Origin of the sequence: Hamadaea sp. NPDC051192 (genome assembly GCF_040682475.1) — a bacterium.
In the GTDB taxonomy this organism is placed as follows: domain Bacteria; phylum Actinomycetota; class Actinomycetes; order Mycobacteriales; family Micromonosporaceae; genus Hamadaea; species Hamadaea flava.
Genome location: NZ_JBFBAZ010000231.1, coordinates 1 through 7,825, shown reverse-complemented (window position 1 = coordinate 7,825; position 7,825 = coordinate 1). Strand labels below are relative to the sequence as shown.

Sequence of the window (7,825 nt, the reverse complement as noted above, 5' to 3'; positions counted from 1 at the left end):
GTGGCGCCCAGGTCGACCTGGAGCCACTGGGGATCGCTGAACGCGCTGGACCAGCGCGTACCGGTGTTGCCGTCGACGGCGGCCGACGCGGGGAAGGTGGCGTTCTCCGCGGACGACGCGGTGGCGGCCTTGCCTTGGGAGATCAGGGTCGGCGCCGCCCCGGCGCGGGTCGCGAGGCCGACGGCCGTCGTCAGCCCGAGCACGAGGGCGAGGGACGCGAGGAGAGCAAACGTTCTCCGAGAGCGGGCAGGCATGAGCGGCTCCCTGGGGACGGTGGGCAGGGCGCGGCGGTGCGCCCCGAACGGGGACGGATGGGAGAGCGCTCTCTCGCACAGAGACTCGCGACCATCGCCGTCGATGTCAAGCCGTCGATGCGCGGCCGCGCCAAGTTGGCACGACCGCGCATCGGCTCAGTGACGGCTCACTGACAGCTCACTGACGGCTGCGGATCACGGTTACGCAGGCCAAATCGGCCCGTCGAAGCATGCGTCACCGTGATCCGCAGAGAACTCCGGGAGGGACGAAAATCAGCAGCGCCCGAGGTCTTCCCATTGCGCCGTCCAGCCGGGCTCCGAGCCCTGGGTCCACCAGCGCGCCCGCCACAGGTGCAAACCGTCGCCGGACTTCGGCCCGGACGGGTCGCCGTTCTTGCTGCGCTCGTGCACCACCCGGTCGCCGGTGTTGTAGACGCCGGAGATCGTCCAGGCCTGCACCCCCGCGCAGCCGGCCGGAACCGACGTCGACGGCGAGGGTGAAGCCGAGGACGACGGCGACGTCGACGGGGAGGCCGACGGCGAGGAAGTGGCCGAAGTGGACGGTGACGGGTTCGTGCACGTCCCGGAGGAGTCGACCGTGTCGGTGAAGCCCATCCCAGCGCTCCGGTACGCCGCCGCCTTGGTGACCGCGTCGGCCGGCGCGACGACCTGGTTCTTCGCGAAGTAGAGCCAGTCCACCTGCTCGATGTACCTGCTCTGCCCGCCCGTGTGCGCGGCGGTGTCGATGAACCAGAGGTTGTAGTTGATCGTCATCGTCTGGCGCGGGTAGAACTTGCCGCTGTGGTCCCCGACGAGCGTGCCGTCGATGTAGTACTTGACGTGGCCGCCGGATACCTGCGCCACCAGGGTGTGCCAGCCGTCGTGGCTCTGCCGCTCCTCGGAGTGCACGTTGTCGGCGTACCAGGGATCGTTGCGGTAGGTGTACCAGGTGGTCTGGTAGTTGATCGGGCCGGTCTCGCCCCAGCCGCCGTTCGGCAGGTACTCCGAGATGTCCAGCTCGCTGTAGGTCGGGTCGAGGTCGCCGTTCAGCGGGCTGATCGTGAAGAACGTCTCGTTGATGTGGTCGCCGTCGTTCCCGCTGGCCGGCGCGTCGGTGAACCGGATGCGGGTGGCGTACGTGCCCTCGAAGTAGCGCTTCTGACTGGTGTAGATCTCGGCATGACTGGTGCCGCCGGCGGTCCCGTCGGTTGCCGAGTTGAGCTGCATGATCCCCGCGGACGGGAAGGTGATGTTGGCGGCGCTCCAGGTCGCCCCGGGCACGCCCGGGCCGCCCTGGTAACTGCGCGGCACCCAGCCGTGCGCGGTCAGCGACGAGTCCGCCGAGGACGAATAGTTGAAGTCGTCGAACAGGATCCCGCAGTCGGCCGCGACAGCGGGGCCGGTCGAGATCGACACTGCGGCGACGGCGGCCGAGGCCGCCAGGGCCACGCCGGACAGCGCCGCGGTGAGTTTGGTGGACATGCTGGTCCTCCTCAGATGGGGGACGAGGGGGTTAACGGACAGCGCCGGCGGTCAGGCCGGCGCGGAGGTGCCGTTGGAACGCGACGTACGCGAACAGGACCGGGAGCATCGCGATGACGAGTCCGGCGAACAGTCCACTCCAGTCGCTGCGGTAGCCCTGACTGACGGACAGCGCCGCCAGCCCCTGTGCCAGGACGTACCGATCGGGGTCGGGGTTGAGGACCAGCGGGAGCAGGTACTGGTTCCACAGCCCCAGGAAGTTGAAGATGCCGACGCTGACCAGCCCGGAGCGGGCCATCGGCAGCATCACGCGGGCGAACACCCGCAGATGGGAGCAGCCGTCCAGGAACGCCGCCTCGGCGACGGCGGACGGCAGGGTGCGGAAGAACGAGTGCAGGAAGAACACCGTGAACGGCATCGCGTACGCGGTGTAGACGAGGATCAGCCCGGGATAGGTGCCCAGCAGTCCCATCTTCTGCACGACGAAGAAGAGCGGGACCAGCGCCAGGAACACCGGGAAGAACATCGACGCGACGAAGGTGTAGTAGACGAGCCGGTTGCCCCGGAACTCATACCGGGCCAGCGTGTACGCCACGAGCGAGCCCAGCACCATGGTCAGCGCCAGGGCGCCGCCCACGACGATGAGGCTGTTCAGGAAGTACCGCCCGATGTCGGCGGCGTTCCAGGCTCGCGCCCAGTTCTCCAGGCGTACCGAGGACGGCGGCGACCAGGGATCGGCCAGGATCTCCGCGTCGCTCTTCACCGAGCTCATCAGCGCCCACACGAGCGGGAACGCCGTGACGACCGCCCACGCCACCATGACCGCGTGCAGCCCGACCCGCCTCATGCGACCTCCAACCGCTCGGTACGCCGTCCCCGCAAGGCGAGCAGGGCGACGGCGAGGGTGAGGAAGAACAGCGTGACCCCCATCGCGGAGGCGTAGCCGAACTTCCCGTAGGTGAACGCGTTGCGGTACAGGCTGAGCCCGATGACCTCGGTCGCGCCGTCCGGGCCGCCGGGTCCGACCGTCATGATCTGCACGATCGCGAAGCCGTCGAGCGCCGCGATGCCCAGGTACACGAAGGCGACCCGGACGTTGTCCCGGACCAGCGGCAACGTCACCTTCCGGAAGGTCGCCCAGGCGCCCGCGCCGTCGATGAGCGCCGCCTCGTACAGCTCACGCGGTATGGCGTCCATCGCGGCGCTGAACAACACCATGTAGAAGCCGACCGACGACCACACGATCACCGCCATCACGGCGGCGAGCGCCAGGTGCGGCTCGGCGAGCCAGCTACGCGCCAGGCTGCCGAGACCCATCCCGCGCAGGCTGCCGTTGAGCAGTCCGTTCGTCGGGTTGTAGACGAACTGCCAGAGCACCGCGACGATGGCCAGCGACAGCAGTTGCGGGAAGAAGTAGACCACCTTGTAGAAGGAGCTCCCGCGGACGCCGTCGAGGCCCCGCCGCCCGCCGAGATGCAGCACGCTGGCCAGGAACAGCCCGATCGCGATGGTCACCGCCGGCACGACGATCAGCATCACGGCGTTGTTGCGCAGGGCGTCGAGGAACAGCGCGTCCCCGCCGAGCCGGGCGTAGTTGCCCAGCCCGACGAAGTGCGCGCCGCCCGCGACGCCCGTCCAGTCCGTCAGCGACAGGTAGAACGCCTGCGCGTACGGCGACAGCACGAACAACGCGTGCAGCACCAGCGCCGGGGCCAACGCGCCGGCGACGAACCGGTACCGGCCGTGCTTCATCAGCGCTGGTACTTCGTGACGCCGGCGTCCTTGGCGAGCGCGTCGGCCGCCTTCTGGATGCGCTCCGCCCACGCCTGCGGCGTGATCCGCTTGTTCGCCAGCTCGCCGGTCGCGTCGTCGACCGCCTTCGCCAAGGGCGCGTACCAGGATCGGAAACGGAAGCTGAAGGCTTCCTTGCCCGCGGCGGCCACCGCGTCGCGTACCGACGAGAGCCCCGACGTGAGGGTGAGCCCGTCGGTGGCCCCGGCGATCGCGGGCAGCGTGGCGTTGGCCTCCGCGAACGCCTTGGCCGACGCCTTGCCGAACAGGATCCGCAGGTATTCCAGCCCACCGGCCCGGTTCTTCGCCTTGGCCGGGACCAGATAGGACTCACTGCTCGCGGCCTGGACGGCGGCGCCGCCCATCTTGTCGCCCGCGGTCAGCGCGGGCACCGCGCCCATCACCATGCCGAAGTTCGCGGGCGCCACGCCCTTCTGCTCGCTCTCCAGCCACGATCCACAAGGGATGAAGGCGGCCTTGCCCTGGCACCACGCGGCCTGCGACTCGGTGTGCGACAACGCCTCCGACCCGGCCATGATGTAGCCCTTGCCGGCCAGTTCGGCGATCGCGCTCGCCGCGCCGATCAGCGCCTCGCTCTTCCAGGCGTTCGGCTCCAGGTTGTCGACCGCCTTCAGCAGGTCGGTACCGCCGGTCTTGGCGGCCATCGTCAGCAGCGGGTCGTTCAGATACTCGGGATACTTGCCCTGGTAGGTCCAGGGCGCGATGCCCGCGCGTTTGATCTGGTCGCACAGCGCCAGCATCTCGGTCCAGTTCTTCGGGTACGCCCAGCCGTGCTGATCGAACAGGGGACGTGAGTACCACAGCCCCCACACCGTGTACGTCAGATTGAGCGTGACCGGCTTGCCGCCGAGCGTGCCGTCCTCGACGACCCCGGGGAGCAGGGTGTCGCGGACCTTCGCCCCGGGCACGTCCCAGGCGGGCGCGTCGAGCAGCTCGGTCAGGTCGGACAGCTTGCTCGCGGCGGCCAGGGTCGGCAGGTCGAGACGGCCCGCGCCGCTGTTGTCGACCACGTCGGGCGGGGTGTCGGCGACGAAGCGGGGCTGCAACGCCTCCCCCACCCGCTGGATGCCCTTGTGGTCGATCTTCGCCTTCGGATAGCGCTGGGCGTACTGGGACTCGGCGTTCTTGGCGTAGTCGTCGCCGTAGCCGCCCTTGAAGACGACCACTTCCAGCGGGGCGTCGGGGAGGACCCCGAGCGGGTTCTCGGCGGACTTCGCCCCGGCGGTGGAGCCGGTGCCCGAGTCCCCGCCGGACGTCACACACCCGGCCAAGGCCGGCGCGGCGACCCCGGCCAGCGCCGCCCCGAGGACGGCCCGGCGGGGAGTGCCATACTTCGTTCTGGGGATCTGAACCATCGCAGCGGTTCTCTTTCTCCTAAGCGGTACGCCGGATGCGCCCGGCGTACCGCGCCTCTGTCTGAGCGTTGTGCTCGCGCCCGCCGGGCACGTTGTCGGACAGGTAGACCGGCGGGGTGATCCCGGCGTCGAGCAGCCGGGCGACTACGTCGGCGACGAGCTGTTGCGCCAGCAGCGCCGCCGTGATCGAGGAGACGGCGCCGACACTGCCGCCACCAGGCAGGGGCAGGGCGGCGTCGCCGTAGGGAGCGCCGTTGTCGAGGACGACGTCGGCGAGGTCGAGCAGCTTCTGCCCGGACGGGTGCCGGGAGTCGACGCCGGAGCTGTGGGCCAGCGAGGTGATGGCGATCAGCGGGTGCCCGGCCGCCTTCACGACCCTGGCCAGCTCGACGACCGAACCGTTGACGCCGGAGTTGCTGGCGATCACGAACGCGTCGTCCGGGCCGACCGGGGCCAGGTCGTAGAGCCGCCGCGCGACGGTGTGATCGCGCTCGAGCCCGGGGTCGGCAAGGATCGTGGCCGGTTCACCGCCGTAGTGGACGAGATCGCGCAGCGCGATCCGATTGGTGGGGACCAGTCCCCCGGCCCGGCCGGCGATCTCCATCGCCAGCGCCTCGGAATGCCCGCAGCCGAAGGCCTGGATCACGCCACCCTTGCGGACGCAGTCGGCCAGCAGGCCGGCCGCCGCCGCGAGCCGGGCGGGCTGGCCGGTCCCGACCTGGTCGATCGCGGCCCGGATCACGGTGAGGTACGCGGCGCTGCTCACGGAACTGCTCGCCGAACTGCTTTCGGTGTCGCCGGTGGTGCTGCTCGTCGTCACGAGGATGCGCCTTTCTTCGTCCGCTTCGGGGTTTCGGGCAGCCGATGCGCGTCGACGGCGCGGACGGTGACCTCCAGCGCCTCGGCCGTGCGGTCGAACGTCTTCTGCGCGACCGCGACGTAGATGAGGTCCAGCACGACGAGCTGCGAATGCAGCGCCGACAACGCGGCCAGCCGGAAGGTCGTCTCGTGGACCGAGGTGTTCAGCACGACGTCGGCGACCTCGGCCAGCGGCGACCGCGCGAACGAGGTGATCGCGACGGTGGTGGCGCCGTGGTCCCCCGCTTCGGCGAGCGCCTCGATGACCTCACGCGTACGCCCCGAGTGGGACAACCCCACGGCGACGTCGCCGGGACCGAGCAGGGCGGCGTTGGTGAGCGCGCGGTGGGTGTCCGGCCGGTACCAGACGGGGATGCGGATGCGCTCCAGCCGGAACGCCATCTCCTGACCGGCGGTGCCGCTGCTGCCCAGCCCGAAGATCTCGACGCGGGAGGCCGCCGCGATCGCGGTCGCCACCTCGTCCACCGCCGCGAGGTCGAGCCCGGCCGCCGTCGCCTGGATCGCCCGGGTGTCGGCGGTGGCGATGACGTTCAGCGCACGGTCGAGCGAGTCGCCCGGGGCGATGTCGCCGCTGATGTCGGTCTCCCAGCGAGCCTGCTCGGCCCGGCCGGTCTCGGTCGCCACCGCGACGCGGAGGTTGGCGTACCCCCGGAAGCCGAACATCCGGCTGAACCGCGTGACGGTGGCCGTCGAGGTGCCGGACCGCTCGGCCAAGTCCACGATGGACGCATGCGCCGCGGCCTGCGGATCGGCGAGGATCTGCTCGGCGATGCGGGCCAGCGCGTCGGGCAGCCCGGGTCCCTCCGTCTTCAGGCGTTCCATCAGTCCGCCGCTCACCACCGTCATGTTCGAACATTCCTTTCACGTTCACCTCGGTGCGATGAAAATTACGATCGCGACTAGGTCTTGTCAATAGTTGTTTTCGCGTGCTTCGATGACCTGCGTGAACGCTCTGATCGTGGGAGTCGACGCCGGCGGAACCGGCACCCGCGCGGTACTGGCCACCATGGACGGCTTGGCCGACCGCGCAGTGAACGGCTCAGTGCCCGGCGCGGTGCCCGGCGCGGTGCCCGGCGCGGTGCCCGGCGCGGTGCCCGGCGCGGTGCCCGGCGCGGTCATTGGCGCAGTGCCCGGCGCGGTCATTGGCGCAGTGCCCGGCGCGGTCATCGGCCGGGGGCGGGCCGGGCCAGGTAACCCGCTGCGCCATCCGAACGCGCCGGCCGAGTTCGAGCAGGCCATCAGGGCTGCGTTGGACGGGCACGACCCCACCCGCGTGGTCGCGGTAGGACTAGGCGTCGCCGGGATCACCGGCCTCCGGCACGCCGACTACACGAACGCCCTCGCCCGGCTCGGCATCACCGGCTCCTTCTCGGCGTACGCGGACGCCGTCACCGCCTTCGCGGCGGGCACTTCGGCGGACTGCGGCGTCGTGCTGATCGCCGGCACCGGCGCCATCGCGGCTCGCGTACGCGATCAGCAGGTCACGCAGACGGCCGACGGGCTCGGCTGGCTCCTCGGCGATCGGGGATCCGGGGTGTGGCTGGGGCTGGCCGCCGTTCGCCGGATCGCCCGGACCTGGCCGCGTACGCCGTTCGCCGCCGCCGTCACCCGGCACGCCGATGCGCGGACCGTCGACGAGCTGCTCGCCTGGGGCAACCGCCCGTCACCCGACCAGTACGCCGCCCTCGCCCCGATCGTGTGCGACCACGCCGGCCAGGGCGACGCCGATGCACTATCCCTAGTGGACGAAGCTGCCACGGAACTGCTGCGTACGCTCGACGAACTCGGCCAGCCGGCCGGACCCGTGGTCCTCGCCGGCGGCCTCCTCACCGGGCGTACCGCCGTAACCGCTGCCCTCACGCGTGCCCTCACCGAGCGCGGCGTACCGCACTCCGTCGCAGGCGACCCCGCCCTATCCGCCGCCCTCCTCACCCTCCCTCCCCCACCCCCTCCCTCCTCACCCACCACCCCCCGCCCCGTTGACCCACCACCCCACCCCCACCCCCCTCCCTCCCCCTCCCTCCCCGTTGATCATGGAGTTAA

The 7,825-nt window shown here is 70.7% G+C and carries 8 protein-coding genes; 1 reads left to right on the top strand and 7 read right to left on the bottom strand.

Translation table 11 applies throughout. The features are described 5' to 3' along the window. From AB0M47_RS41225 to AB0M47_RS41195, 7 genes are all read right to left on the bottom strand, one after another. On the bottom strand, nt 1-254 hold a 254-nt coding region (locus AB0M47_RS41225; RefSeq protein WP_363424074.1), incomplete at its 3' end, for a discoidin domain-containing protein. Between the two features lie 273 nt (nt 255-527). Further along, nucleotides 528-1,736 carry a glycosyl hydrolase gene (locus AB0M47_RS41220; RefSeq protein ID WP_363424071.1) on the bottom strand — a complete coding sequence of 403 codons (1,209 nt, stop codon included), beginning with the start codon at nt 1,734-1,736 and terminating at the stop codon, nt 528-530. A gap of 31 nt (nt 1,737-1,767) precedes the next feature. Continuing rightward, entirely contained in the window at nt 1,768-2,583 is an 816-nt protein-coding gene (locus tag AB0M47_RS41215) for a carbohydrate ABC transporter permease (RefSeq protein WP_363424068.1), read from the bottom strand. After that, complete coding sequence (locus AB0M47_RS41210) at nt 2,580-3,488, bottom strand: sugar ABC transporter permease (RefSeq protein ID WP_363424065.1); 909 nt, start codon at nt 3,486-3,488, stop codon at nt 2,580-2,582. The genes AB0M47_RS41215 and AB0M47_RS41210 overlap by 4 nt, the downstream gene beginning before the upstream one ends. Beyond that, nucleotides 3,488-4,903, bottom strand: a complete 1,416-nt coding sequence (gene ngcE / locus AB0M47_RS41205; protein ID WP_363424062.1) for an N-acetylglucosamine/diacetylchitobiose ABC transporter substrate-binding protein — start codon at nt 4,901-4,903, stop codon at nt 3,488-3,490. The genes AB0M47_RS41210 and ngcE overlap by 1 nt, the downstream gene beginning before the upstream one ends. A gap of 19 nt (nt 4,904-4,922) precedes the next feature. Next, complete coding sequence (locus tag AB0M47_RS41200) at nt 4,923-5,723, bottom strand: SIS domain-containing protein (RefSeq protein ID WP_363424060.1); 801 nt, start codon at nt 5,721-5,723, stop codon at nt 4,923-4,925. Continuing rightward, on the bottom strand, nt 5,720-6,604 hold the full coding sequence (locus tag AB0M47_RS41195) for a MurR/RpiR family transcriptional regulator (RefSeq protein ID WP_363424077.1): 885 nt from the start codon (nt 6,602-6,604) through the stop codon (nt 5,720-5,722). Before AB0M47_RS41195 ends, AB0M47_RS41200 begins: the two co-directional genes overlap by 4 nt. A gap of 121 nt (nt 6,605-6,725) precedes the next feature. Here AB0M47_RS41195 and AB0M47_RS41190 point away from each other — a divergent pair. Then, nucleotides 6,726-7,825: BadF/BadG/BcrA/BcrD ATPase family protein (locus AB0M47_RS41190; RefSeq protein WP_363424057.1), on the top strand; the 1,100-nt coding region annotated here is incomplete at its 3' end.